Consider the following 1,318-nt stretch of genomic DNA (forward strand, 5'->3'; position numbering starts at 1 on the left):
AACGATGGCGAGGACGATGCTCTCGATTTCCGCATCCTCGATCATCTGCTGGATGAACGAGCCGTCGATCTTGAGCTTGTCGATCCCGTGATTGCGCAGATAGCTGATCGATGCGTAGTCACAGCGCCCGGAGGCGGCGAACGCATCTGCAAGCGCCGCATCTCCGCCCGGGAAGCCGGCTGCCGAAAAATTGATGTCGAGCCAAATGTAGCCGGCGCCGGCGCCGAGCAGCTCTTCGATCAGCGCCGCGTGGATCGAGCGAGGCCAGGGCCACACCCCGACCGCCTCCAGCGTGGCGCCGTCGATATCGACAAAGATGATGTCACCGGAAGCGGGACGGTTCGCATGCTCGAACCACCAGTCCGAGAGCGCCCGGTCGATGGGGGGCGGCGACCTCGAAGGTGACGAGCCAGGCAATACCGAGCGCCAGCAATCCAGCACATATGGCATGTGCGAGCCGATAGCACTCCGCAATGTGACTAGGGTCCAAACCCAATCAGCATATTGAATAGGTGCTGCAAATCAGATTTTTTGGCTTCAAATGGAGCTGGAGGTGTTGATGAGCAGACTGTTTTGGTTGAGCGACGAAGCTTGGGCGGCCATTGAGCCGCACCTCCCTCAAAACCAGCCCGGAGCACGCCGGGTCGACGACCGACGGGTGATTTCGGGGATCATTCATATGCTCAAGTGCGGTGGGCGCTGGGTTGATTGCCCTGTCGAATATGGCCCTGCGACAACCGTCTACAATCGCTGGAACCGTTGGAGCCGTCGCGGGGTCTGGGCCCGCATCCTGATGGCTTTGACCGACAAGGGCTGGATTGCGGAAACGGCCCAGATCGACAGCAGCTATATCAAGGCCCATCGCGGCGCAGGTGGGGCAAAAGGGGGGCGAAAGCCAACGCCATTGGCATCTCGCGTGGTGGCCGGACCACCAAGGTCCATGCGCTCGTCGACGTTATTGGAAGGCCGCTCCGCCTCATCCTGACACCCGGCAACGCCTCGGACATGAAGGGGACTGACCTGCTGATCGGGGAAACCACAGGCATGAAGCGGCTCATTGCTGACCGGGGCTATGATGCCAATCGACTGCGATCCACTTTGCGCAGCCAGAGCACCATCCCCGTGATCCCTGGACGCAAAAACCGCAAGCGCATCATCCGTTACGATGAGAAGCGCTACAAGGACCGCTGGCGCGTCGAAGCTACCTTCTGCCGCCTCAAGGATTTCCGCCGTGTAGCGACACGATACGACAAACTCGCCCGGAACTACCTCTCCGCTGTCATGCTCGCAGCAGCAGTCGCATACTGGCTATGATTGA

Annotated in this window: 2 protein-coding genes; one reads left to right on the forward strand and one right to left on the reverse strand. The window is 60.3% G+C overall.

From position 1 onward, the window contains the following. The coding region (locus EO136_RS18650) for a CHASE2 domain-containing protein (RefSeq protein WP_246018419.1) at positions 1-417 on the reverse strand (417 nt) is incomplete at its 3' end. Positions 418-559: 142 nt separating this feature from the next. On the opposite strand from EO136_RS18650, the gene EO136_RS15995 reads away from it, so the two are divergent. Next, a protein-coding gene (locus EO136_RS15995; protein ID WP_425466595.1) for an IS5 family transposase occupies positions 560-1,314 on the forward strand; the annotation gives its coding sequence in 2 pieces (ribosomal slippage) (positions 560-892 and positions 895-1,314; 753 coding nt in all). Positions 1,315-1,318: the final 4 nt, after the last annotated feature.

Source organism: Pelagibacterium montanilacus, from assembly GCF_003992665.1.
Classification (GTDB): domain Bacteria; phylum Pseudomonadota; class Alphaproteobacteria; order Rhizobiales; family Devosiaceae; genus Pelagibacterium; species Pelagibacterium montanilacus.